The 26,879-nt window shown below is 68.4% G+C and carries 12 protein-coding genes; 3 read left to right on the plus strand and 9 right to left on the minus strand.

All coding sequences use genetic code 11. The features are described 5' to 3' along the window. Position 1 precedes the first annotated feature (1 nt). From ABL312_RS13800 to ABL312_RS13810, 3 genes are all read right to left on the minus strand, one after another. Positions 2–1,150 (minus strand): glycine cleavage T C-terminal barrel domain-containing protein, encoded by a 1,149-nt coding sequence (locus ABL312_RS13800; RefSeq protein ID WP_349357972.1) that lies wholly within the window; start codon positions 1,148–1,150, stop codon positions 2–4. Between the two features lie 76 nt (positions 1,151–1,226). Further along, entirely contained in the window at positions 1,227–2,006 is a 780-nt protein-coding gene (locus ABL312_RS13805) for a hypothetical protein (protein WP_349357973.1), read from the minus strand. Then, on the minus strand, positions 1,981–4,440 hold the full coding sequence (locus ABL312_RS13810; protein ID WP_349357974.1) for an AAA family ATPase: 2,460 nt from the start codon (positions 4,438–4,440) through the stop codon (positions 1,981–1,983). The genes ABL312_RS13805 and ABL312_RS13810 overlap by 26 nt, the downstream gene beginning before the upstream one ends. Positions 4,441–4,978: 538 nt before the next feature. On the opposite strand from ABL312_RS13810, the gene katG reads away from it, so the two are divergent. Further along, positions 4,979–7,183 (plus strand): catalase/peroxidase HPI, encoded by a 2,205-nt coding sequence (gene katG, locus ABL312_RS13815; protein WP_349357975.1) that lies wholly within the window; start codon positions 4,979–4,981, stop codon positions 7,181–7,183. A 507-nt stretch (positions 7,184–7,690) separates the two neighbouring features. On the opposite strand, the gene ABL312_RS13820 is transcribed toward katG, so the two are convergent. From ABL312_RS13820 to ABL312_RS13835, 4 genes are read right to left on the minus strand one after another with little or no spacing between them, the layout of a single operon-like run. Continuing rightward, positions 7,691–11,383 (minus strand): hypothetical protein, encoded by a 3,693-nt coding sequence (locus ABL312_RS13820; RefSeq protein ID WP_349357976.1) that lies wholly within the window; start codon positions 11,381–11,383, stop codon positions 7,691–7,693. Next, positions 11,352–12,263, minus strand: coding sequence for a hypothetical protein (locus ABL312_RS13825; protein ID WP_349357977.1), 912 nt, complete (start codon positions 12,261–12,263; stop codon positions 11,352–11,354). The genes ABL312_RS13820 and ABL312_RS13825 overlap by 32 nt, the downstream gene beginning before the upstream one ends. After that, complete coding sequence (locus tag ABL312_RS13830) at positions 12,256–13,296, minus strand: hypothetical protein (protein ID WP_349357978.1); 1,041 nt, start codon at positions 13,294–13,296, stop codon at positions 12,256–12,258. The genes ABL312_RS13825 and ABL312_RS13830 overlap by 8 nt, the downstream gene beginning before the upstream one ends. Positions 13,297–13,301: 5 nt before the next feature. Beyond that, positions 13,302–15,656 (minus strand): hypothetical protein, encoded by a 2,355-nt coding sequence (locus tag ABL312_RS13835; protein ID WP_349357979.1) that lies wholly within the window; start codon positions 15,654–15,656, stop codon positions 13,302–13,304. A 669-nt stretch (positions 15,657–16,325) separates the two neighbouring features. On the opposite strand from ABL312_RS13835, the gene ABL312_RS13840 reads away from it, so the two are divergent. Both ABL312_RS13840 and ABL312_RS13845 read left to right on the plus strand, forming a co-directional pair. Further along, positions 16,326–21,227: a hypothetical protein gene (locus ABL312_RS13840; protein ID WP_349357981.1), complete on the plus strand. Its 4,902-nt coding sequence runs from the start codon at positions 16,326–16,328 to the stop codon at positions 21,225–21,227. 13 nt (positions 21,228–21,240) lie between these two features. Beyond that, complete coding sequence (locus tag ABL312_RS13845) at positions 21,241–24,897, plus strand: hypothetical protein (RefSeq protein ID WP_349357982.1); 3,657 nt, start codon at positions 21,241–21,243, stop codon at positions 24,895–24,897. Between the two features lie 16 nt (positions 24,898–24,913). On the opposite strand, the gene ABL312_RS13850 is transcribed toward ABL312_RS13845, so the two are convergent. Further along, on the minus strand, positions 24,914–26,242 hold the full coding sequence (locus ABL312_RS13850) for a TRAP transporter large permease subunit (protein WP_349357983.1): 1,329 nt from the start codon (positions 26,240–26,242) through the stop codon (positions 24,914–24,916). Continuing rightward, entirely contained in the window at positions 26,239–26,802 is a 564-nt protein-coding gene (locus ABL312_RS13855; protein ID WP_349357984.1) for a TRAP transporter small permease, read from the minus strand. Before ABL312_RS13855 ends, ABL312_RS13850 begins: the two co-directional genes overlap by 4 nt. Positions 26,803–26,879: the final 77 nt, after the last annotated feature.

Consider the following 26,879-nt stretch of genomic DNA (forward strand, 5'->3'; position numbering starts at 1 on the left):
GTCAGGCGTGTCCCGTCGGGCTGTCCGTCTTCGGATCGTAGAACGGCTTCGGGACAACGCTTGCCCCGCGCACGCCGTCCGGCATCGCGACCTCCAGACGCGTTCCGAGCGCCGCGTGCGCCGTGCCGACCAGCGCCAGCGCGATGTTCTTCTCAAGGCGCGGCGAGTGAACCGCCGAGGTCAGCGTACCGACCGGGTCTCCGTCGGATCGAACCTGCCAGAAGGTGGTGTTCGGGCCCGGAAGCGGAGGCCCGTCGATCTCCAGCCCGACCTGTCGGCGGCGCACGCCCTCTGCCCTGATCCGCCGCAAGGCCGCCTTGCCGATGAAGGGCGCCTCCATGTCGAGATCGACCAGCCGGTCGAGCCCGAGTTCGAACGGATTGGTGGTCATGTCCATGTCCGCGCGATAGGAGAGCATCCCCGCCTCGATCCGGCGGATCGCGGAGGTATGGCCGGGCCGGAGACCGAGCGGCTGACCGGCGGCCATGATCTTTTCCCAAAGCGCATCGCCCTTGCTGCCATCGCACAGATAGAGCTCGTAGCCGAGCTCGTTCGACCAGCCGGTGCGCGAGACCACCAGGGGGATGCCGTCCAGATCGACCTCGCGCAGCCCGAAGTACTTCAGATCCTTGAGCCGGTCGCCGAACAGCGCGCGCAGCACGGCCGCCGATTTCGGGCCCTGCAGTTGCAGGGGCGAGACGTCGGGTTCGTGGATGTGCACGTCCATGCCGGCATGGACCGCAAGCCCCTGCGCCCACAGCAGGATATCGCTGTCGGAGAGCGACAGCCAGAAGCGCTCCTCGCCGAGACGCAGCAGGACGGGATCGTTGAGGATCCCGCCGTCGGGACCGGTGATCAGCACGTATTTGCACTGCCCGACCGAAAGCCGCGAAAGGTTGCGCGGCGTCAGCATCTGCACGAAGCGCGCCGCATCGGGCCCTGAAATCTCGACCTGACGCTCGACGGCGACGTCGCACAGGATCGCGTCATGGACGAGGGCGTGAAAATTGGCGACCGGATCTCCGAAGTCGCGCGGAATATACATGTGATTGTAGACCGAGAAACCCCTGGCGCCCCAGCGCAGGGTCGCGTCGAAAAAGGGCGACCTGCGGATCTGCGCGCCAAAGCCCGGAGCGGCTGTGCTCGCCATGTCATCCTCCCGTTGCGTGTGTTTTATTCGCGTCTACGCGTCATCGCCCACGGGAGATTTGTAGCGGAACCTCCGCTCAACCGGCCGCCGGAACGCGCAGGATCACCGGGCATCTGGCCGCTTCGACGAGACGGTCCAGGACGCGCGGATCGCGCTCTTCCGTCGCGAGCACGACGCCTTCCGGGCCGAGCCGGTCGAGCGCGGCGACCAGTCCCTGCGCGCCGCGATAGGCGCGAATGTCGGGACGCGGCCCGGGGCGCGCATCGAACCAGGCGGCGACCCGCGCCTCCTCGCCGGCCGCCGCCAGCACGATCAGGTGCCTGCCGAGCGCGCGCGCGAGGTCGGCCGCGAAGGCCGGCGGATCAATGCCGGCGCCCAGCGCCAGAACGAGGTCGGCCCCGGCGCGCGCCGCATCCTGTCGTCCATGGTATCTCAGATGCCGGAAGCCGAGAACCGCGAAATCCCCGGCCGCGGCCGCCGTGCGCATGGCGTCGGGAAGCCGCCCGGTCAGGATGCGCACCGCGTCGGCCGGTGCAGGTTGGGACAGGCGGGCGAGATCGCGCTCGAAGCGGCGGGCGTCCGCCTCGAAGGCGCGCAGCATGGCCGCGCCGCTCATCCGGGGCACGGGGCGGCCGCCATAGCCCAGAAGACGCGCGCCGGGATGCGTCGCCGCATCGAGAACCGCCTGATCGCGCACCAGAACGCCCTGCAACTCCGCGCCCGTCATGCGGGCGAGCGCGGCGGCGAGCGCCAGAGCGGCTTCGGCGTCGGCATGGCAACTCGCGGCGACCACCACGCGCAGGCGCGCCGCCGACCCTCCGGCACCTGCCTCAGGATGCGCCCTGTCGTCCGTCATGACGCCCCTCCCCGGCAAACCGCCTGCGAATGTCGGCAAACCCTGTCAACCGCTCCTCCACCCGGCGGTTGACGCTGCCGGGCGGATAGGTCCCGTCGTCGCCGCGCACGCCCGCGGGACAGCCGGTCAGTTCCTCCAGCGCGTCGTCGATCGTGGTGAGGGGCACGATCCGGAAGTCGCCTGCCGCGACCGCCTCAACCACCCTTTCGCGCAGGCACAGGTTCTTGACGTTGGCCGCCGGGATCAGCACCCCCTGCCGCCCGGTCAGACCGCGCGCGGCGCAGATGTCGAAGAAGCCTTCGATCTTCTCGTTCACCCCGCCGATCGCCTGGATGTCGCCGAACTGATTGACCGAGCCGGTGATCGCCAGCGACTGGTCGATCGGCGCCTCGGCCAGCGACGACAGGAGCGCGACGAGCTCGGCGGCCGAGGCGCTGTCGCCGTCGACGCCGCCGTAGCTTTGCTCGAAGACGAGGCTCGCCCACAAGGACATGGGCGCCTTGGTGGCATAGGTCGCGGCGAGATAGCCCTGCAGGATCAGGATGCCCTTGGAATGCAGCGGGCCACCGAGATCGGTCTCGCGCTCGATGTCGACCACCTTGCCGCTCCCGGGCCGCGTGCGCGCGGTCAGGCGGGACGGCCGGCCGAAGGCAAATCCCCCGATCTGCAGCACGGACAAGGCGTTGATCTGACCCGTATGCTGCCCGTCCGTGTCGATCAGCACCGTGTCGCGGGTGATCATCTCCTGATCGAGATCCCGCAACCGGCCGGCGCGCCGCTCGCGCTCGGCGACGACCGTGTCGATGTCCCGCGCGCCGATGGTCGCGGCCGAGCGCTGGTCGGCCCAATAGTCGGCCTCGCGCACCAGATCCGACAGATGGTCGGTGTTGAGCGTCAGCCGCTCCGCGTCGCCCGTCGCCCGGACGCTTTCCTGGAAGAGCCGCAGCACCGCGCCCGCGTCCAGCGCGCGGGTCTTCGCCTGTCGCGCCAGATCGCCGATCAGGCGGGCATAGCCGGCCTTCGCGCTGGCATCGAGCGCCAGACGGTCGCTGAAGTCGGCGGCCAGCTTGAACAGATGCGGAAAATCGGGATCGAGCGCCGACAGAAGATAGTAGTGCAGCCGCTCCCCGATCAGCACCACGCGGGTCCGCAGCGGCACCGGGTCGGGATCGAGCGACACGGTCGAGATCAGGCTCAGCCGCTCGCCCGGAGAAAAGATCGCGATCTCGCCGCTGCGCAGGCAGCGCTTGAGCGCGTCCCAGGCCATCGGTTCCAGCAGCACCTGCCGGGCATCCAGGATCAGATAGCCGCCGTTGGCGCGATGCAGCGCGCCGGGCCGGATCATCGTGAAATTGGTGACCAGCGCGCCCATCTGCGAGGCATATTCGATCCGCCCGATCAGATTGGCGAGCGTCGGCAGGTCCTCGGCCACAACCGGCGCGCCCTCGCCCACCCCCTCGCCCCCGGCCCCATCGTGGGAAACCATCACATTGACCGTGTAGCGCTGGAACTGCGGCTTGGCGAAATGCCGGGTGTTGGCGACCGGGAAGGTGCCGGCCTCCGCGCCGTCCTCACGCATCAGGAACAGTTCGGCGTTGTCGATCAGATCCCGGCGCACCGCCTCGAGATAGGCCTCGACCTTTTCGTGGCCGGCAAAGGCCTGGCTGACCCCGGCAATCGCCGCGTCCACGCCCTCGCGCGCCAGCGACTGGTTCAGTTCCTCGACCTGGCGGCGATGCTCCTTCTGCTGGCCGGGCACCGACTGCAGCGCTTCCGACAGTTCCTTCTGCGTTTCCTCCATCGCCGCCTCGAAGGCGGCCTGCTCCGCATCGTCAAGCGCGCGGTAGGCCTCTTGCGACAGCACCTCGCCGTCCTTCAGCGCGGCGAAGGTGAAGCCCATCGGGGTGCGCAGAATGGCCACGTTGCGCGCCCGCGCCTTCTTGAAAACCGCGCCCATCGCCTCTTCATGGGCTTGCGAGAAGGTTTCCTCGATGGCGCGCCGGCGCGCCTGATAGTCCTCGGACTCAAACAGCGCCGGGATCTCGTTCGCCAGATCGTCGACGAGCGTTTCCATCGCACGGCGCAGGGCGACGGCCCGCCCGGGCGGCAGGTCGATGGCGGTCGGCTTGTGCGGCGCTTCGAAGTTGTTGACATAGACCCAGTCGCGGGGGCGCGGGCGGGCTGCCGCCGCCTGCCCCAGAATCTCGCGGGTGATGGCATGACGGCCGCTGCCGGGACGCCCGAGCACGAAGGCGTTGAAGTCGGAATGCGGGATCGTCGCCGCCATGTGCAGCGTGTCGACGGCGCGGTCCTGTCCGAGCCAGCCCGTGGGCTCCGGCAGGCTTTCGGTGGTGTCGAAGTCGAAGTCCGCCCGCGACACGGCGGGACGCAGCGCCTCCTCGGAAAGGGGCGTGCGGCCGGTCGGCCCGGTCATTGTGTCCCCGTCATGGCGTCCCCATCATGGCGTCCTCCGCGTCGGCGCCGCAGATGCGACGTCGACTCCTCCTTCCGATGCGATGCGCGATCGCCGTCGCGATACGAAGCGCCGGCGGCCCCTCCCCGGGCCTCCCGATGCTCTGTGCCACGATAGGAAGCCTTCGGCCGGCACGATATGACCTGGATCAAGACGCTGAAGTCCAATCGCTTTCGCTCCGGGAAGCCCGCTGCTGGACAGCGACCGGCCCCGGTGCGGCCGAAATCATTCAATCAGTTTTCCTGATCGAAAAATCAATAAATACGCATTTCTCTGATGGTCGCAGGGCGGTAGCATTTCCGTGGAAGGATCGGAGCGCGGCGCCTTCGGTGGATGACATGCCGCCCGCCTGCCCGCCTGCAAGGTTCGCCCCGGCGGTGCGACCGGGCAGGCGAGGCGCCGCTCCGTTTGCTTCCGGGCATACGACCCCGCGATCCCGCGCGGGGCGCAAGACATTCCGGCATTCCGGGGGGAATGCGCAAGACGATCGGAGAGACCCATGGACGCATTGACCGACGACAAGCCGAGCGGCTGCCCGTTTACCGGCAAGATCTTCGTGACCAACCGCGACTGGTGGCCGAAACAGCTCAACCTGAAGATCCTGGCCCAGAACTCGTCGCTGACCGATCCGATGGGCACGGGCTTCGACTACGCCAAGGAGTTCAAGTCGCTCGATCTCGCGGCGCTCAAGCAGGATCTCTATGCGCTGATGACCGACAGCCAGGACTGGTGGCCGGCGGACTACGGTCATTATGGCGGCCTGTTCATCCGCATGGCCTGGCACAGCGCCGGCACCTACCGCACGGCCGACGGCCGCGGCGGCGGCGGCACGGGCAGCCAGCGGTTCGCCCCGCTCAACAGCTGGCCGGACAACGGCAACCTCGACAAGGCCCGGCGCCTGCTGTGGCCGATCAAGCAGAAGTACGGCAACAAGATCTCCTGGGCCGACCTGATGATCCTCGCCGGCAATGCCGCGATCGAGTCGATGGGCGGCAAGACCTTCGGCTTCGGCGGCGGGCGCGCCGACATCTGGGAGCCGGAGGAGGACATCTACTGGGGCTCGGAGAACGAGTGGCTCGCCACCACCGACCACGAACAGAGCCGCTATTCCGGCGACCGTGAGCTGGAAAACCCGCTCGCGGCCGTGCAGATGGGCCTCATCTACGTCAACCCGGAAGGCCCGGACGGCAACCCGGACCCTCTGGCGTCGGCCAGGGACATCCGCGAGACCTTCGCCCGCATGGCGATGAACGACTACGAGACGGTCGCGCTCACCGCCGGCGGTCACACCTTCGGCAAGACCCACGGCGCGGGCGACGTCTCGAATGTGGGCCCGGAGCCGGAAGGCGCGCCGCTGGAGGCCCAGGGGCTCGGCTGGCTGTCCACCCACAAGAGCGGCAAGGGCCGCGACACCATCACCTCGGGTCTGGAAGGCGCCTGGACGCCCAATCCGATCCAGTGGGACATGGGCTATTTCGACGTCCTGTTCAAATACGAATGGGAACTGACCAAGAGCCCGGCGGGCGCGTGGCAGTGGACGCCGAAGGACCTCCAGGAAGAGGACATGGCGCCGGATCCCGAAGATCCGTCCAAGAAGGTGCCGATCATCATGTCCACCGCCGACATGGCGATGCGCATGGACCCGGCCTACGAGAAGATCTCGCGCCACTTCCATGAAAACCCGGAGGAGTTCGCCGACGCCTTCGCCCGTGCCTGGTACAAGCTGACCCACCGCGACATGGGCCCGAAGACGCGCTACCTCGGTCCGGAAGTGCCGGAAGAAGACCTGATCTGGCAGGACCCGATTCCGGCGGTCGATCATCCGCTGGTCGACGCCGCCGACATCGCGGCACTCAAGGAGAAGATCCTCGCCTCCGGTCTGTCGGTCTCGGAGCTGGTGCGCACCGCCTGGGCGTCGGCCTCGACCTTCCGCGGCTCGGACATGCGCGGCGGCGCCAATGGCGCGCGCGTGCGTCTCGCCCCGCAGAAGGACTGGGAGGTCAACCGGCCGGCGAAGCTCGCCGAGGCGCTGAAGGTGCTGGAGGGTATCCAGGCCGAGTTCAACGCGTCGGCCTCCGGCGGCAAGAAGGTGTCGCTCGCCGACCTCATCGTGCTCGCCGGCACGGCCGCCGTCGAAAAGGCGGCGAAGGATGCAGGTCACGACGTCGAGGTGCCCTTCACGCCGGGCCGCATGGACGCCAGCGCCGAGCAGACCGACGCGGAGTCCTTCGACGTGCTGGAGCCGATGGCCGACGGCTTCCGCAACTACCTCAAGACCGACTACACGCTGTCGCCCGAGGAGCTGCTGGTCGACAAGGCCCATCTGCTGACGCTCACCGCGCCGGAAATGACCGTGCTCGTCGGCGGCATGCGGGCGCTCGACGCCAACTGGGACGGCTCCCGCCACGGCGTCTTCACCGACCGTCCGGGGCAGCTGACGACGGACTTCTTCGTCAACCTGCTGGACATGGCGACCGAGTGGAAGCCGGCCGACGAGGCCTCGACCGTGTTCGAGGGCCGCGACCGCAAGACCGGCGCCGTGAAGTGGACCGGCACACGCGTCGATCTGGTCTTCGGCTCCAACTCGCAGCTGCGCGCGCTCGCCGAGGTCTACGGCCAGGCGGATGCGCAGGAGAAGTTCGTCAAGGACTTCGTCGCGGCCTGGACCAAGGTCATGGAGGCCGACCGCTTCGACCTCGCCTGATCCGGGGGGCCTTGCTCCACCTGCGAGACAGCACTCACAGACTCGCCCGCGGCCATCCCGGCCGCGGGTTTTTTTTAACTGTGCGGAACACGGTCGACGGCGACATCCGGCGCTTCACACGCGCGTCACCCCGGACGGAGGCAAAGCCGGAGACCCGGGGCCCATTGGCGCCCTCAGAATTCAAGAGAAGGCCCGTGCGCCCCGCCTGCCCCGCGCCTCACACCGCCGCTCTGGCAGCGATTGGGTACCCGGTCGCGGCTCCGCGTTGCCCGGCATGACGCCGGTGAGTGGGGTCATCGCCGGGCCTTGCCGCGCCACTTCGGCTCCCCGATCCCGGCTTTCCGCTGCGCTGCAGCCGGGATGACGCCGGTTGGTACACCCGACGCGTCACATTTGCGTCACCCCGGCCAAGCGTCAGCGCGCGCCAGAGCCGGGAGCCGGGGTCGGAGAGGCACGCCCGCTGCGGTGGGCATGCCACGTTGCCGCAAACGCAGCCGCCCCCCCCGCCTACCCCTCGATCTTCAGGCTGTCGAAGTCGGTCTTGCCCACTTCGACCAGTTCCGCGATCGCCACGCCGGCGGAGCCCAGATAGCCGACCACCTGCAGCACCTCGCCGATGATCGCCGGCACGAAATAGGTCGCCTCCTGGATGTCGGGCACGAACAGCACCCGCGTCACCTGGCCCGGAATGATGTTGGTGAGCGCCCGCGACAGGCCGAGCTTGGCGAGCTTGTCCTTCGTCTGGCTGTCGTTGTAGTTCCACGCCACCATGATCATGTTGGCCACGCCCCACAGCGTCAGCGTGATCTCGCCGGTGTAGACGCGCGGCCGCCCGCCGGGCACCACGGCCAGCACGAAAAGCCCGCGCGTCGGCCCGAAGATGAGCTGGCAGATCCAGATCGTGCCGGCGAACCCCTTGTCGCCGGCCGGACAGCTCGGCGCCGGCGCGCCCGGCCGGATCAGCCAGGGCATGGTCGCGAAGGTCGTCGTGTAGCGCAGGATCACCGCCGCGAGACCGGCGAGCGACTTGCCCTTCGGTTTCCACTTGCCGACGTAGGTCTTGATGTTCGCGGGCAGTTTCGTCGGCTGGTCCGGCTGCACGGCGGCGGTGGAGCTCAGGAAGCCGGTCAGGCTGTCGGTGAACAGCCGCACGCCCATCGCCCCGGCATAGACCCCGAGCGCGATCTGCGCGACGACCTTTTCCTGGGCCATGTCGACGGCCAGCGCCTTCTCGCTCTGGATGCCGAACTTCGACTTCAGCCAGTCGACGGTGATGTAGCTCTTGTAGGCGTCGAGCGACGCCTGGTCCGGGAAGGGCGCGCTGCCCGTCGCGAGCTTGTAGATCAGCGTGGAGGGGATCGCGATCAGATAGGACGCGATCTGGCTCACCCGGATCGACAGCGTCTTGCCGGTGAAGAACTTGTAGAGCTGCGAGACGATCGGGATTTCCCACTCCGCGAACAGCACGTCGCGAAAGGCCTCCACCACCTCCCGGATCAGATCCATGATCGTCGCGATGACGCCCCTGGCGGCATCGAGGGCAAAGAGCGCGACGCTCTCCATGGTCTTGACCACGCCGCTGACCAGAAGATTGAGCGCGTCATTGGGATTGTCGCCGATTGCGGTGAAATAGCCGACCGCCTCGTCGAAGGCCTCCTTGCCGTCGCCGAACTGAAAGTTGTCGGCCAGATCCTCCAGCATGGTGACGAGGTCCTGCAGGGACGAGGCGAAGGCCGTCTGCGTCATCACGGTGACGGAGGTCTCCCCCTTCTCGCTGGCATTGCCGCCGTTCTGCTCATAGGCGTTGGCGAAGATGTTGTGTTCGAGCTGATAGGCCTCGTCGTCCGACATTTCCTCCTGTTTGGAAAACTGGTCGTAGGTCGGATTGTCCTCCTTCAGAAGCTCCTTCACGAAGCTGTCGACGGTCGCCTGCAGACTGTCCTTCATCGTGTCGATGCCGCCGAGGATCAGGCTCTTGACGTGCTCCACACCATCGACGGTGAAATCGAGCAGCACCCGGGTGTTGTGCTCGACCGCCTCGGCCATGCGGACGAAATCGCCAATGTTGAACAGAAAGGCGAGCCATTCGAAGAGCTGGCGCAGCTTCACCTTCAGCCACTCCCAAACCCCTTGCACGAAGTCGAAGGCCTGCTGCGCGAATTCGATGATCGCCTCGAACACCTTGCCGCCGATCTCGAACAGCACCCGCCCGATGCCCTCGACGATCTCCACGACGATCTTGGTCAGCCCGTTCACCACGAATTCGGCGGCGTTCTTGATGCCGTTCCACACATCGCCCCAGTCGATGCCGAGAAACCCGCCGACCGCCCCGTCCGCGTCGTCCCTCTGCATCGCCGCAAGCCGCGAGGTCTTCCACGCGGCCACCTCGTCCAGCGTCATGTCCTGGTACTGCGGAAAGCCGGAGGAGAAATCGATCGCCCAGCTGGTGCCTTCGAGCGCGGCGAGGTTCAGACGTGGATTGAACCCGCGCGCCGCGCGTGCCCGGCTGACCGTGTGATAGGCGACCTTGCCAACCCGGGTTTCCTGCTGCCCGGCGATCTGCATGGAGGCCTGGGTGATCTGCTGCAGGCTCTGGGCGTATTCGTCGCTGGTGCGATACTCCGCCGGGAGCAGATAGTCGCCCTTCGCGTCCCTGGCGTTCTTGATGTCGTCCACCGAGAGCGTGGCGAGCTTCTCCTGAAGCTGCAGGTTGGGCTCCACCGCGAGCGGACTGCCCGCCAGCGTCGACGGGGTCTCGACATAAAGCGTCGCGCCGGCCAGCGCATTGGCCTTCTGGTAGACGACGACCTTGCCGTTCGGGCCGGTCTCGACCGTGACCCGGTTGAGCTGGCTGCACCGGTAGGAACGCCCGTCCACGAAGAGCGTCACCAGGAACGACGCCTGGATGGAGACGGGCGCGAAGGACATCGGCATGCCGTCCTCGTCGAGCACGACAAGCTCCAGCGCATGGGTCTCGACCGGCACCATCTCGTTGTCGCCGCGAAAGAGCTCGACGCTTTCCTCGAACCACTGCTGCGAGGTCGGCGATTGCCAGAAGCGGGTGAGTTCGCCCACCGCCGAGACGGTGTAGGCCTCCGCGTAGCCGGCAAGATCGCGCCCGACCGTGAAGATCGTCGCCTGCGAGGCCGGATCGGTCGGGATTTCGTTGCCGAGGGGAAACAGCGTGTTCCACACCGGCTCCGCCGAACGGCCCGTGCCCGGCACCTCGCCGGCCCGCCAGAGCCGCCCGTCGTCGCCGATGCCGAAGACCTGAAGCAGGTCGTTGAAACACTGCGAGGCATAGATCTGGGTGAGCTTCACGCTCTGACCGGCATCGACATAGACCCAGTCGTCGAACTGCTTGACGGTGCCGGACTGGTACTTCTTCTCCTTCTTCAGCATCAGCTTCCCGGTGTCCTTCTCCACCGCGAAGATGTTGAGCCGGTCGTCCCGGTCGACGACAACGGAGAGCGCCGTCGCCTTTTTGAACCCGAGCGCGCGGAGCTGCGAGGTCCGGTCGCTGCTTTCGGAGAAGAGCACGTCATAATCCTTGCCGATGGCGAAGATCGCCGACTGCACGGCGCTGTTTTCGACCATGGCGATGGACAGCACCTCGGCCTGCGTGCCGCCCGGCCCCATGATCGGCGCCCAGACCCGACCGGCCCATTCGCTGCTGCCGGGCTTGAAGAAATTGTTGGCGAGCAGACCATAGGTTTCGCCCGGCACGTCGAGCATGACGTTGACGTAGATATTGCCGGTGATGCCGCGCACGCCGCGAAACTGGCGGATGGTCTGGGTGGCGTCGGCCGGCCGGGTCTCCTGCTGAAAATAGGTCTGGGTGGTGGCCTTGTATTCGGCGAGCCGCAATTGCCCGTTGTCGCCGAGCGCCAGGATGTTCGGCGTATCGCTGCTTTCCGTCCCCGAGGTGTAGAGGAAAAGCTGGCGCCCGGTGATCTTCAGGTTGGTGTCGTGATAGGGCGCCTCGGCGTTCTCCCCCCGGCGCAGGCGGTAGATCTCGTTGTTGGTGCCGATGGTGTAGAGGTCCAGATTGCCGGCGGTATTCGCATAGGTGCGGATGTCGGTGCCGCCGAGCGCCGGCTTCGAGAGCTGGAAGGTCTCCATGTATTTGGTGCTGGCGCGGGCCGCCGGGCGCTCACCCGCGGACAGGTCAGCGAAGGCGGATCTGGGCATGAACGTCATGGGAACCTCCCGAAATCAGGGTTGTATCGATGCGTGGAAACGCGGGGCGAAGCCAACGTCGGGCAAGCTGGAGCGCCGGCGCGCGCCAGATCGGGCGGCCGTGCGCATTGCAGTAGAGCGGCCGGCCGAGCGGATCGCCGGCCGGTGCCGGTATCCCGGCCACACCGACCAGCTCCGCCACGCCGACGCGCACGGCGCGCGCACCTGCGATCGCCAGTTCCGCCCCGTCGGCGTAATAGGGCGCAAGGCTCCGCAGCTCGGAGCGGTCCGGCTGATGAGAGGGCAGGAGCGCGCGCAGGCGCGCGGCCCGGACACGCCAGAACTCGGGCGAACAGCCGGCCGCGGCGAGCGCGGCCAGAATGTTGATGTTGACGATCAGGTCGACGGGGTTGGGCGCGTCCGGCGCCGCGAACCAGGTCCGCAACAGCGGCGCGCGCGCGAAGGGCGGATCGCCGCGCCGCGCCGCGCGCACCTCAAGCCGCGGGATCAACGCGGTCAGCGCCGCGCGCGCATCAGCAGGCGTGCGCCGGCCGCCGGCCATCAGCGCGAGCCAGCCGAGCGCCGTGTCGTCGGCATCGGGCGGCAGGGCGATATCGAGACGCGGCGTCGCGCGCCCCGGCGGATAGAAGCAGAAGGCCCCCGCCGGGTCATCGGCCGCGCAGGTCTCGACGAAATCGAGCGCCCGTTCGATGGCGCGCGCGCGCCGATGCGCCGCCGCCCCTGTCACGCCGGCGCGTCCCTCGATCAGAAGCAACGCCACCTGCGCCGTCACGAAACAGGTTTCGTCGACGACCGACCCGTCGGGTCCCTCGACCGTGGAGGGGAAGGCGCCGCTCTGCGATTGCAGCGAAAGCAGGCGGTCGAGCACGGCATCAGCCATGGCGCCCCTCCCCGTCAAAGGCGGCATCGACGGCAACCGTCGCCGTTGCGGCGAGCGGCGCGCCGTCGGCGAGGATCGCGCCGATGAGCCCGTGCATCGGCACGCGGCCGCGCGCGTCCGGCCGGGTCAGGCGGAGATAATCGTCCATCGGCCAGCCGGCTGCTTCCCCGACCCGCAGGAGCGCGGCGCGGCAGCGTTCGGGAGGTCCCAGGAACGACGTCGCATTGGCGTACCAGGTGAACACGCGGGGCACGAACCCCGCGTCGACGGCGCAGCTGAAGCCCATGTCATAGGCCGGCAGCTCGAAGCGCAGGCTGCGCTGTGTCAGCGCCTCGATCCAGGCGACGATTTCCCGTCCGCGTTCGGGCAGGCGAAAGCGGCGCAAGAGCGTGTCGATCTCGCCCGGATAGAGCCGCCCGCAGCGCCAGTAGAGCTCCGCGCCGCCCTTGAGCGGATCGAGCCCGATCATGGTGAGCCGGATGTCCCGGTTCGGCAGCACCGGCGGCGCGCCGACGAGGTCTTCCTCGAAGGCCTGCCACGGCGCGTCGACGGGCACGTCGAGATAGAGTTTCGCGCGCACCGAAGCCGCATCCCCGCCGCCTAACGGCCGCAGGCCGAGCCAGGCGCCATAGCGGGCCGGATGCGCGTCCTGCCAGTCGCGGACGCGCGCAAGAATGGTCCGTTGCTGGCGGCACAGGGACGCCCGCCGCGCCATCGCGTCGAGGGCGGACAGGCAGGCCGCGCGACGCGCCGCCGCCGGCGCGCCCGGACACGGATCGAGGCTGACGCGAAGGTCCCCGGACGGCCAGACGACGGCCGCCTCGAAGGGCGCGCCGGACGGCGTGAGATCGCTTGGCGGCAAGGCGCCTCCGGAATGCGGCGCCTCCGGCCCCGCCGCGCGCACTGCCGCGACGAGCGCTGCGAGGGTCTGCGGACGCGACCCCGCCCCGCCGGCGAGAGCCGCAAGAGCGGCAACCGGCGTGGACCGGTTGCCCGGGGCCCCGCCGCCGCCATCCGCGGACAGGGCGGTCATGGCCCCTAGCCTTGCGTACGCATGTGCGCGGCGAGCGCGTCCGGCTTGACGGCGTGGCGCACGATGCCGGGTGTGGTCGTCGGCGGTGGTACCGCCGGGAGCTCGACCGAGAGCTTGCCCTCCACCTTCTGGTCGCTCAGCGTGCGCTTCTCGCCGCCCTGCTTCATGACGTAGACAGCAGTGTAGTAGAACTCCACCTCCGGGTCCTCGCGCGGCCGCTGAAGCCCGTAGTAGCGCTGCAGATTGTCGACCGGCTGGCCGTCGCTGCTCCCCAGGATGTTGAACAGCAGCAGGTTCTCCTGAGAGCCCTCCGCGACCGCCCGTTCCTCGCGGGTCATCTCCTCGCGCGGCTTGGTGAAGAAGTCGGGCAGCGCGTCGCCGAATTTCTCCCTGGCGTCCTTCTTGAGCTGGAACAACGTCAGATTGACGTTGGCCACCTGCGTCCAGTCGATCAGGCCGGTGTCCACGAGAATGCTGTAATTCTCGATCGTGTTGGTGATCGTCAGCGTCTTGTACTCGCTGGACTGTTTGTAATTCGTCAGCGTGAAGTTGCTGCCGTCGTCGTAGAACACCGTGCCCGAGATATTGTAATAGGCGGAATTGGCGTTATCGACGGCCTGGAAGTTCCAGCGCGGCTCGGCGAAGCTCAGGAAGCCCTCCGGCTGCCAGTTCGACCAGGTGTTCTCGAACAGCCAGCTCCCCGGATCGTTGGCCGGATCGAAATACTGGGCGTTGACGTCCACGAGAACGAGATTGGCCGGGGCGCCGACGTAGTTGAAGGCGCGCAGCGTGAACTGGGTGAACAACCCCTTCGGATCCTGCACGAAGACGATGTCGGCATTGCCGGAGCCGGTGTTGTCGGGCGCGCTCGACAGGGCGCCCGGCGGCTGCGAGACCACCACGGAATTGTCCGACATCTGGTAGCGCAGGCGGTAGGTGTACCCCTGCCCGATCGGCAGATTGTAGTAGCTGTCGAAGGTGACGGCGTTGTCGTCGCCATTGGCGGTCATCGTCTTGGTCTGGACGATGGCCGGATTGCCCGAGGGCGGGGCGAAGAAGAAGTCGATATTGACCGCCTTCACGGTGCCGGAGGACCCGCTCACGAACGGCACGTCCTGGCCGATGAAGGCCACCTGCCGCGTGCCGAAGACATTGGGCGTGATGTTGATCAGCGTGTCGCTCGTGGTGATCTTGTCGCTCTGGTAGGAGGTTCCGTCCTTGAACTGGATCACGAAGGAATAGGTGAACTGCGGATTGTAGTCGCCGCCCGAAAAGTCCCCCGGCGCCTCGTAGACCTTCGACGACTGGTCGCCGTCGGTGACGATCAGCGTGAAGGTATTGTCGGTGGTGCGGGTCGGATACTCGACGGTGACGGTGACGGAGTCCGCGATCGGATCGCCGTCGTCGGTGCGGCTCAACTGTCCGATCAGGTTGAAGACCACGGAGAACTTGCGATTGTCGACCTCGATGAAGAGCTTGCTCCATTCCTCGGCCGAGAACTTGCGCATGAAGCTCGACACCGGCGTCGACCAGTCGATCACCGTGTCCTCGACATAGGTCTGCTCGAAGGAGGTGGTGGCGGAGACCGGGTTCGGCCCCGTCGCCATGGTCGCGGCGGCGGCAACCGTGTTGGCGACCTGGTTTTCCAGCGTCGTCCAGCCCCAGTCGCGCACGCGCTGCTCCAGCTCCTGCGTGCTGCCGGGCCCGATCTCGACCTTGACCTCGCCGGCGCCCGACTGCTGCAGCACCTGCTTGACGTCCTGCAACACCTTCTTCTGGTTGCCCCAGGTGTCGCGCACGGTCTTGTAGGTCTTCTCGTATTCGATCGCCGCCTCGGCCCGGTACTTCACCGTCGCCTTCGCGCCGAGCAGCTTGGTCAGAACCTGCATGTCGTATTCGACGCGAAAGGGCGACGCGCCGCCGCCTTGCGAATAGGCGGTCTTGAAGGTGTTCAGCGCCTCCGCCGTCTCCAGCGGGATCTGGAAGGCGGCGACATTGGTGCCGTAAAGCGTCGGCTCCACGGCCAGCACATCCGTCTCGCCCTCGACGTCGAAATAGAAATACGCGGTGCCCCCGACCCAGGTGAACCCGCCCCAGCTGATGTCGTCCCCGAGCACCTGCTTCGCCGCTTCCTTGGCGGCGGGCGGCTGCACCAGTTCCATCTCGAAGGTGCAAAGTCCGGACAGACCGCCGCCGTTCTTCGTGTATTCGACGAGCGAGAAGGCGGGCGCCCCGTTCACCGTTCGAAGCGTGGGAACCGGCACCATGTACCAGAGCTTCGGGTTGTCATGGTCCTGATAGACATAGACGACGCCGCTCGCGCCGTAATCGATCTCGCGCACCGTGGTGATGTCGAACATGGCGACCCCATATCTCGCTAATCGTGAAACAATGAAAAATACCACTTATAATTGAAATATTCCAAACAATTGCCCCGCGCACAAGTTCTTTGTCCGAATGAACGACGTTAATTTCAAAAACAAAACCCACTACAACTGAATCTCTTGATATACAACCTGAGTTATATTTAATGATTGCATGAAATTTACAGTCTCTGCGCGACGAAGACGGCGCTTCGGCGACCGCCCCGGCGCATCCCGTTCCGGCCTGCGTGGCGGGGCCTTTTCCAGGCCCCGGCACGCGAACCCATGCCTCCATCGAAAGGAGATCCATCAAGGGTGCCGATTGCAGCAGCCGCTCCCCGGAAGAGCAGCCGGAAAGGCAGAGGGAAAGACACAGGAAGAGACAGAGGGAAAGGCAAACGCACCCCCACATCACGTGACGTCATGACACGCACACGAAACGATGTTACCTTTGATTGTACATTAGATTATTACAACCAAATCTGGATTGGACGCCGAGCGGGTTGCGGCGCGGGGGCAGGGCAGCCCGGACCGCTCCCCGGATCGGGAGATGGAACACCGGACCCGAGCCGCGCGGCGCTGCCGGGGTGTCTCGCATCCGCATTCGAACCTGCGCGTCAGGCTGAGATTTTTGCACGACAGTCTTACGATACCTGGGAGGGGGGCATGCCCGAGAAGACCGCGAAGGAAGACAGCGCCAGGGCGCGTCTTGCCGCCGCCACACTGGGCTTGCGCGCGTCGCGACGTGCCGATCCCTCCGATCTCGATGTTCTGACGCGGATCGTCGCGGCCGAGATCCGGCGCCGACCGGACTACACGGCCCCCGACGCCGACAGTCTGGCGGACGACGCGGATCTGGAGCGGGTGTTCGGTCCGGGCGCGGACACGGACCTTGAAAGGGCCGACCTGCATCCGGCCGGGTTCGTGCGCCCGCGCGATGCCTTCGCCTCGCTCGCGGCACTGGGGCTCGGTCCGCGCGCCGATGTCGCCGCGCTCGCGCCGAGCCGGCGGCTCGGCCCTTTCGATGATCTGGCGGGTCTGCGCCGCGACTTCGATCTGTTCCTGCCCGCCGGCCTCACCGCCTTGACGGTCAAGGGCGCAGGCGCGCCGGCCCTGCTTTTCTCCAGCGCCCAGATCCGCCGCCGCGCCGACAAGACCACCGTGACCGTCTCCGCCGGCACGGTCTGGATCGCCGCGCGTCTGCTCGATCCGGCGGCAACCGGCGATGCCTATGCGGGCCTGCCCGTCACCGGCGGCACGGGCCGGTTTACAGGGGGCGATCCCTCCGCGCTCGACGATCCGCTGGACGGCACGCTCGAACTGGACCTCGCCTATGCGCCCGACCCCGAGCACGCCTGCGAGGCCGCCGACATCAAGCCGCCCAAGACGCTGAAGATCGCGTTCGGACCCGCTGGCGTACAGCTCTCTCTCGACGGCGGATCGGCGACGCTGGACGGCCAGACGATCGAGTTTTCCCGCGCGACCGGCGTGCGCTTCGTCGGCGCGCTCAACGGCCTGCTGTTCGAGACGAAAGCCCGGCCGGACACCTTCCGCGCCGACGCGGTCGACTGGCGGCTGGCGAAGGTTGCCGAGGCTTTGGAGGTCAAGGACGGTGGCTGGTTCGTGCCGGTCACCCGCACCACGACGCCGCTCGACCTGCCGCTGGCGAGCGGCCTCGGCTTCTGGCTGACGCGTCTGGCGGGCCGGGCGGCGGTCGGCTGGGCCAGCCTGGAGGGCACCGTCGAACTGAGCGACCCGGTGCTCACCATCGGCTTCGGTCGCTTCGCGCTGCTCGATGTGAACGCGCAGGCCGCAGCGAGTGCCACCAGCCGCTACGCCCTGTGGCCGCTTGCGGTCGGCGATGCGGATCGCCGCCAACCCTTTGACATCGCGCTTGGCGAACGTCCGGTGCTCGCGCTCGGATGTGCGGGAGACGACCGGCATTTCCTCGCCTTCAGCGGTTCCGCCGCCGCCCTGCTGTCGCGCCCCGTCGACCATCGCGGGCGTCCGCTCGATCTGCCCGACTCCACTGTGCTTGCGCTGCACACGGAGGAAGGGAAGTCCGAGCGCCTTGCGGTGATCGGCGCAACGCCTGCGTCCCCGACCGGCGCGCCCGTCCGGCTCGTCGGCGAAAACGCGGTGATGCGGGTTCACGGACCGGCCTTTCGCGCCCTCGACGGGCGGCTGGAGGACGGGAAAACGCTGACCTCCGGCGCGCTGGAGCTCGGTTTCCAACTGGCGAACTGGCTGCCGACCCTGCCCGACCCTTATGTATCGAGCGCCTATCGCGGCCCCGTGCTGTCGCAGGAGACGGACACGCGCGTGCCGGTGCGCGCCGCCGTCGGCTGGCGCGCCGATCCGGCCCATCCGCCCAAGGTCGCCTTCGCCGCCGATCTGCCGGCGCCGCAGCTGGCGCGTTGCAATCCGACCAAGCCTTATGTGCGCCCGATCGATCCCAAGGTGCGCGCACGCCCCGGCCAGACGGCCGGCGGGGTGGTCCTGCGCTCCGAGAAAGAACAGGCGGAGTGGGGCCGGGCGCGCAAGCGCGGGCAGGCGGCGCAACCGCCGGAAAACACCGCCACCGCCATCGGCAATTTCTCCAAGACCGCCGGCCCCCTGGTGCGGCGCGGCGACGTCTCGCTGCTCGACGTCTCCACCGCGCGCCACCAGATCGGCGTCGAACTGCTGACGCGCGGGGGCGACCGTATCGACGCGGCCACACACCGCAAGCAGCCGCCCTCCGAAGTCCCGCCCTCGGAAATCCCGCCGGGAGGCGAACCGTCCCCCGAACCGGACCGGCCCGGCGGAGACGGCCCGGCGTCCGCCCATCCCTTCGTGCTGCAGGGCCTTGCAGTCGGCGCGCGCCGGGCGCGGCTCAGGGTCTTCGCCCTGCCCCAGATCCAGTGGGAGCCGGTGCGCACGCTCGACGCGGATCAGGACCTTCTCACGCTCGGATACTTCCCCACCCCGCTCGCCTCGGCGAGCGACGGCGGGCGCGCGGTGGTGTCGGGTCGCTCCGCCCGGCTTGCGCCCGCCATTCCCGACATCGCGCTGGAAGACATGATCGCGGGCTTCGGCTCCGGCGAGCGGCTCGACGTTCTCACAACGCTGCCGTTCGGCATTCGCGCCGCCCTGTCGCTGCGCCCCGCGCCGGATGCCACCCGCGCCGCCGACCGCGCCGAGCTGACGCGCCCCACCTTCGACGCGGGCCAGGATTTCACCGGCGCGCATCACCTCACGCTGCATGCCGGCAAGCCGACCGCGCCTCCCCCACGCGAAAGCGCCTCCTTCGAGGGGATCGCCCTGCAGACGCTGAACGGCGTCGACCTGACGAGCGGCGCGCCGCTGAACATTTCCGTGCTCGGCGCGACCGCCGGTCCCGACACCTCGGTGGAGGCGATGTTCAACGGCGAGTTCGCCATCGCCCGGCCGCGCGTGCCCGCGACCCGGCTCGACCTGTCCGGCTACGGCGGGTCGACCTTTAGCGACTGGGCCAACCCCTTCGCCGCCTTCGCGGAGGCCGCCAAGGTGCAGTTCCAGGTGATGGTCGGCCGCACGGCGCTGGAGGTCGTGAAATTCGTCTCCACCATCTATCCCTGGGGCATCCGCGCGACCCGCACCGTGACCATCGAACGCCAGGGCGGCGGCGGGGTGCTGCGCCGCGACAGCGGCTGGCAGGCCGCCTCGCCGGGCCTGTTCGACTTCCGCCGCGTGGAACCGGGCCAGCCGGCGCCCAGCCCCACGCCCTACGACATTCACCCGGGGCTCGTGCGCGGGGTCTTCGACGTGACCCGCATCCGCCCGGCGGACCGGCCGGCGATCACCCTGCCCGACGGCGGCAAGGTCTATCCGATGGCCTTCGACTGCGTTGCCGAGATCGGCACGCAGGCCGGTCATCGACGCACGCCGATGCGCGGGGCCGTCGGCTACCTGCATCTGGAACCGGTCGGGAACCCGATCACGCCGCGCGACCTCGGCGTGCTTCTCGAGACGCAGGGCCCCGCCGGCGGTCCCGTCGATACGCTGCTGGCGCTCGACGCCTCGGGCTTCCGCTGTCGCGTGCGCCGGGTGGAAGCCGGCCATGCCGACGACGGCGGCACGCCGGTGCTGGTCGGCGCGCTGCGCGGCGCGCCGCAGTTCGGCCCGTCCGGAGCCTGGGCGGTCGCCGCCTTTTCAGGCCCCGGCGATCCCGACGGACCGGAGGGCGCGGAAGCCGTGCCCGACGGCGTGCCGATCGTCCGCGAAGGGCTCGCCGCCGACCCGGTCGACGACCGCATCGTCGTGCCGGCGCCCGCGAGCGAGATCCGCTTTCTCGATCCCGGCGACCTCTTCCGTGGCGCAGCACCCCGGGTGGATTACGCCTTCGTCCAGGCGACACCGACCCACTCCTTTGCCTTCCGGCGTCCCCATATCCCCATCGGGTCGCGCGCGATCCGGGCCGGCCTGCCCGCCCTTTTCGCCGACATCTTCGCCCGCACCGCCGGGGCCGGGCTCTTTCCGCCGGAGGATGTCGCGCTCACGCTTGGCCCCGCCGGCGCGCATCGCCTGGAGGTGTCGCCGGCGAGCGGCTTCTTTCGGCTGGTGCCGCCGGTCGGCTTCGCGCCCGGCGCGCAGGACGTGCTCCTGTCCGACAGCGCGGACGCCGCGACCCGGCTCGACTACGACGAGACCTCGATCGATCTCAGGATCGAGGAGAGCGAATGGTCGCTGACCATGCCGCACCTCAAGGTGTGGACCGACATTCTGGGTCTGGAGGACATGTCGGGGATGCGCGCCTCCCTGGTCGGCGGCACCCATGTGCGCCCGCAGCTGGTCGAGATCGGCTCGCTGATGCATCCGACGCTGGAGAGCATGCTGGAGTTCCTGCCGGGCTTCCTGCCGCGCTCCACCGTGCCGCCGATCGACCTTGCCGCGACCAACGTCAAGTTCAAGGGCAAGATCAAGACCGTCGCGCCGGGCGAGTTCTCCATCCTCGGCCTGAAGCTCAAGATCGCGGCCGTCTTCGAGGCCGGCCAGGGCAAGGTCGACATTCCCCCCGATCTGTTGCCGCCCGGCAGCGATCCCACGGTCTCCGACGCGACTTACGTCGGCGGCAGCATCGTCATCTCGCTCGACGGAACGACGCCGACGACGCCGTGGAAATTCGTCTACGGCGTCAAGCTGAAGATCGGCGGCAAGACCTATTACCCGGAACTGGTGCCGGCGACGACGCCCGGCGGCATGCCGGCGACCGCCGGCGTGGTATCGACCATCGACTTCAGCCTCAAGGCTTATATCGGGATCGGCTTCGGCGGCGGGGTCGGCGGCTTCGAGGCCGTCGTCGCCGTCGGTCTCGGCCCGGTGATCGCCTATGACAGCGCCTGGGCGTTCGGCGGTTTCATCTTCTTCAAGGCCGAGGTCGACCTCACCGTGGTGACCGTGGGCGTGGCCGGGGAGTTCTCGCTGATGATCGTCAAGCGCAGCGATGGCGACTACGCCAAATACGCCGGCGAGGTCGGCATCTACGTGAAGCTGCTGTTCTTCTCCATCGAGATGAGCGTCGGCATTTCGCAGGAAAACAGGCTGTGAGGGGAGACAGGCCATGACGCCGCCACGCCTGACGATCATCCCTTTGTTGCAGAGCTACGACGCCGCGACCGCGCGGCTGACGCTCAACGTGCTGCTGGTGCCGGTCGGCGATCCGGCCCAGCCGCTCGCCTCCACCGCGCCCGGCGCGCCGGCGGCACCGTCCTTCGCGGGCACCAAGCTCGAGTTGCAGCCGCATGTCTCGGCCGATGCGGGCCGCGTGCCGACCGTCGCCGACGTGCCGCCCACCGGCGCCTCGACGACGCTGGTGCCGCCTGCGAGCCAGACAGGCGTCTTCGACTGGCTGCGCGCGCAGTTCAAGATCACGCGCCCGCCGGCGAGCCACAAGCGCTCGGACACCTTCCGTATCCGCAAGTATCTGCCCAACAGCTATCGCCGGTCGCATGCCTTCGTCGCGCCGAAGACGCCGCTCGCCTCCACCGACGACACCTATGCCTGCCTGCTGAAATGCGCGCCGCCGCCCGGCCGACCGATCAAGCCGCCGAGCGACGACATCAGCTGGGGCGAGGCCTTCGCCATCGCCATGCGCCAGCCGGCGGTCGCCCGCGCCGCCGGGCTGATCCACAGCGTCGAGATCCCGCTCGACCCCGCCTTTCCCGGCGGCTGGCTGTTCTTCACGCTGGCGCCCGGCAGCCCTTTCGCCGCGCAGGCCGCCGTCGACCCGGACTATCTCAAGCTGCACGCCACCCGGATCCCCGAGCTGACGCAGGGAACGGCCCGTTCCGTCTTCACCGCGACGCTGTTTCCCGTCGCGACGGATGCCGCCGGCGCGGCCGCCTTCGGCGCGCTGGACCAGGTGTTTCCCGAGGCGGCCGCCTTCGACGACGGCTTCGCCAAGATCGTGCACGCCCGCCAGCCGCTCTCAGCGCTGATCGCGACGGACGAGGACGAAGACGAGGGCGCCGACCAGCCGGAGGTGCAGATCGACCCCGGCATCCAGCTCGCCTGGGACGACGAGGACGTGCTCGTCGGCATGAACCGGGGCGCCGGTACCGAGATGGACGGCTCGACCCCGCCGGACGCGCCGAGCGCGGTGCTCGGCTACCGGGTCGACGTGCGCGCAGCCGGCACGCGCGACTGGACCTCGCTGACCGGGATCGCCTCCTCCGGCCTGTCGCTCGGCACGGCCCAGATCCCCCCCTTCACCGGCGAAATGACCGTCGAGGTTCACCCGACGACGCTCGGCGACGCCTTCTGGCTGCCGGCCTTCTTCACGCGCTGGGAAGGCGGTTCGCTGACCGCCCCGAGCGACGACGAGATGCTTCTGTCGGGACCGCCGCGTCCGCGCGCGCTGCCCTTCGAGGGCGTCGGCGCCGATGCGGTGCCCCTGCGCTACGGGCGCAGCTACGAGTTCCGCGTGCGCCTTGCCGACACCACCGGCGGCGGTCCGGACCTGAGCGATACGTCCGCCAATCCGGCTCCGGCCCCGGTGGCGCGCCACGCCTTCAAGCGGCACGTCAAACCGGGCCCCGTGACGGCGCGCGACCGCGACGGCGGCGCATTGGCCGTCCCGCGCCGCTTCGCGGTGACCCGCCCGACGATCCAGTACCCGCAGGCGGTCTACACCGACTATCCCGGCGCCTTCGAGCATCTGCGCGACATCGCCCGCGCCAATCTGCTCGCCGGTCCCGGCGCGCAGGTGCTGCCGGCGATGCCGGACCCGGACGCCGATTATCTGGAGATCACCGTCCTCGTCGCAGCACCCCGCTTCGACCCGGCCGGCGGCGAGACGGGCTACGTGCCGCTCTACACGACCTATCGCAGCTTCCCTGCGCTCGTGGACCTCGACAGGGCCGACCCGGTCGATCTCGAACTGGAGTGGATCGATTGCGCGCATCTGGCGGACGTCGTCTGGTCGACCGCCGGCGCGGCGCCGGGCTCCGAAACCGGCGCGATCAAGCTGCCGACGGCGCGCGACGTGAAGGTCGCCCTGCGCGCCGTCTCCCGGGTGGATCATGCCTATTTCGGCTCCGACGCGGCCCGCCATGGCGCCATCGGCGAACTGTGGCCCGGCGCCTTGCGCGCACCGGCTGCGACGGAAAGCGCGTTGCTGGCCCCCACAACACCGCAGGAACGGCTCGCCTCCGTCTTCCTGCAGCCCGATCCGCCGGCCGCCGCCCCGACGCGCGTCGCGGTGGCGCAGGCCGGCCCCTCGCCGGTGCTCGCCAAGCGGCTGGCGGCGGCAGTGCAACTCGTCGCCGACGACAATACGCTCTATGGCGCGCCGGGCCGACGCACCGTCTTCGGCTGCGCCGGCCTGCGCCATCATCTGTCGCCGGACTATGGCGCGCTGACGATCACCAGCCCGAGCGAACTGGAGCGGATCTGGCTCAATGTCGTCACCGTGACGCTCGACCGCGACTGGAGCTGGATCGGGCTGGCCGCCCCGGCGCTCAGCCTGCGGCGGCGCGTGGAACTGGTACCGGGCGGACAGGTCTCCACCAAGAGCCTCGGCACGCTGTCCGTCGAGCATGCGGTCAACCAGCAGGCCCTGCGGGCCACACCGGAGCGCGAGGGCGTCGACATCGTCTTCCTCGATGCGATGAACCCGCCCGTGGACACCGACGGCTTTCCTAGGGAAGCCCGCGTGACCTATGAGCTCGTCGCGCGCTTCGCCAACGGAGCGAGCGAGACGATCGCGCTGGAGACGCATCTTCCCGTCGCCACGCCGCCGCGCGTCGCGCCCAAGGTCGTATCGGCGGGGCTTGCCTTCGCCGATTACCGCATTCTCGGCGACTATGAGGCGACCGCCCCGCGCGAGCGCATGCTGTGGCTGGAACTGGAGGACGATCCCGACAAGGACCCGCGCGACATCTACTACGCCCGGGTCTTGTGGAACACGCCCGACCCGATGCTCCTTCCGGCTTACGAGCCGGCCGCCGACCCGCCGCCTTACGCCGAGATCGATCTCGACCCTGAGACGGTGCGCGTGATCCGGCCGGGCCAGAGCGACGATTTCGCCGGCCTGTCGGCCATGCAGCCGCTGATCCCGGCCGCCGATTCCGACCGGCACTACGCGGTGCCGCTGCCGGCGCATCTGACCTCGCAATCGGCGGAACTCTTCGGCTTCTTCACCTACGAACTGCGCGTCGGCCATCCGCGCGGGACGGCGGCCGCGCCCTTCTGGTCGACCGCGCAGGGGCGCTTCGGCCCCGCCTTCGTGCTGGAAGGCGTGCAGCACCCCGCCCCGCGCCTGTCCTGCGCGGTGCGCCGGACGAAGAGCCTGCTCGCCGCCTCCTCGGTCTATGCCACACCGATCCTCAACGCCCGCGAGGTCGGCCCGCGCGATCCGAACACCGAGGTCTGGTTCGTGCTCTACGGACGCATCGTGCAGGCTGACGGCGCGACCCATCGCAACGTGCAGATCGACCTGCGCAAGGGCGCGCCCTTGCGCAAGCGCCGCAGCCGGGGACGCACGGCCGGCCTGCCGCCGACGGCCGAAGCGATCTGGAAGGTGGACGAGATCGCCGCCCGGCTCGACGAGATCGGCTTCGATCCCGACACGCCGCTGACGGCGCTTGCGGTGGAATTGCTCCCGGAACCCAACGGGCCCTTCGACGACCCGCTGTGCGGCGATCTGGGCGAGGTACGGATCCTGCGCACCTCGAACCTCGTATCCATCGGCGACGCCTGCTGTCCGCCGGAGTTCTGACGCAAGGCTTGCGGTTCTAGAGAAACACGGTCGAGAGCGTCGGAAAGACAATCACCAGCGCAAGCACCGCCATCATCACCCCGATGAAGGGCAGCGTTGCGGCGAAGATCTGTTCCACCGAGACTGACGGATCGTTCAACGTGTTGTGCACGGTGAAGACCGAGATGCCGAAGGGCGGCGTCAGCAGGCCGATCTCCACCGCGAGCACGGTGACGATGCCGAAATGGCTGAGGTCGAGCCCCATGCTGAGCGCGATGGGGGCGGCGATCGGCACCATGATGAGCAGGATCGAGGTGCTGTCGAGGATCATGCCCATGAGCAGGATGATCGCCGCATAGAACACCAGGAAGCCCATCGGCCCGAGGCCGGTGTCCGCGACCAGGCCAGCAATGGCGTTGGGCAGGCCCGCGATGGAAAGCATGCGCGAGTAGAAGCTCGCTGCGATCAGCAGGATCAGGATGGAGACCGAGATGACGCCGGTCTGCTTCATCACCTGCCACAGCTTGTGGCGGTCGAGCGAACGGCGCGACAGCGCGACGATCAGCGCGCCGAAGGCACCGACGCCGCCGGCCTCCGTCGGCGTGAAGTAACCGGTGTAGAGACCGCCGAGCACCAGAACCACCAGCGCCAGGATCGGCAGCAGCTTGGCGATCATCCGCGACACCGGCATCGGCTCGATAGCACGGTCGAGCCGGCGTTCGCGCGCAGCCTCCGGATCGGTCAGCACGAAGCCGGGAAAGGCGATGGTGACCGCGATCAGCATCGCCACGAAGCCGCCGGCGAGCAGCAGGCCCGGGACGATGCCGGCGATGAACATGCCGCCGATGGAAACCTCCGCCAGCACGCCGTAGACGATGAGCAGCAGGCTCGGCGGGATCAGCATGCCGAGCACCGACGAGCCCGCGACCGTGCCGGCGGAAAAGGCCGGGCGATAGCCGTGCCGGGTCATCTCCGGCACCGCGACGCGGGTGAAGACGGCCGCCGAGGCGATGGAAACCCCCGTCACCGCCGCGAACACCGTATTGGCCGCGACGGTCGCGACGCCGAGCCCGCAGATCATCCGCCGCAGCAGCTCTTCCGCCACCTCGAAGGTGTCGCGCCCGACGTTCGACACGCTGACCAGCAATCCCATCAGCACGAAAAGCGGAATGGTCGCGAAGAGATAGTCGGCGATGCCGCTGTAGGCGGTGAGCTCCAGCATCCGGAAGGCGAGGTCGAGATTGTCGCGGATGATCCAGATACCGGCGAAGGCGACGGCAAAGAGCGCATAGGCGATGTTCATGCCGAGCAGCACGAGGGCGATCAGAACCCCGACCAGCGCGAAGCCGATGGCAAGCGTCGTCATGCCGGCCTCCTCAGCTTGCAGATCTCGTCCCGCGCCCGGTAGAGCGCGGCCAGCACGGCAACGCCGGCGCCGACGACGGTGATCGCACGAAACGGCCAGGTCGGGATCGTGAACACGCCCTGCACGCCGAAGAACTCCGAGGTCGCCCAGGCGCTGGCGAGCTTCGGCCAGGACGCCCAGACGATCAGCGCGAAGACCACCGCCCCGGTCAGCGCGAACACCGCCTCCAGCAGGCAGACGGTGCGCGGCGAGACCTTGGCAAGGCGACGCACCAGGAAATCCGCGCGCGTCAGGCGCTTTTGCAGGATGGCGGCTGCGATCTGGAGAAAGACGATGGCGACCACCGCGCGCGCGGCGATTTCCGCCACCCCGGTGATCGGCGCGTTGAAGAAATTGCGTCCGAGGACATCGGCAACGATCAGCAGCATCAAGGCACCGATCCCCAGCGTTCCGACGGAGGACATTACCGCCGCCACGCTGGCCAGGATCGCCCCGAAGGGCGCCTGCGAGAACGGCGGGACGAAACCGTCGTCCGGGTCCGCTTGGCTTTCATCGCTCATCGTCGCAACCGCATGTGCTGGAAAGGAAAGACGGGACACCGCCCGCACGAAAGCGCGGGCGGTGCGGCGGTCATCGG

This window comes from Stappia sp., from assembly GCF_040110915.1.
Lineage (GTDB): Bacteria > Pseudomonadota > Alphaproteobacteria > Rhizobiales > Stappiaceae > Stappia.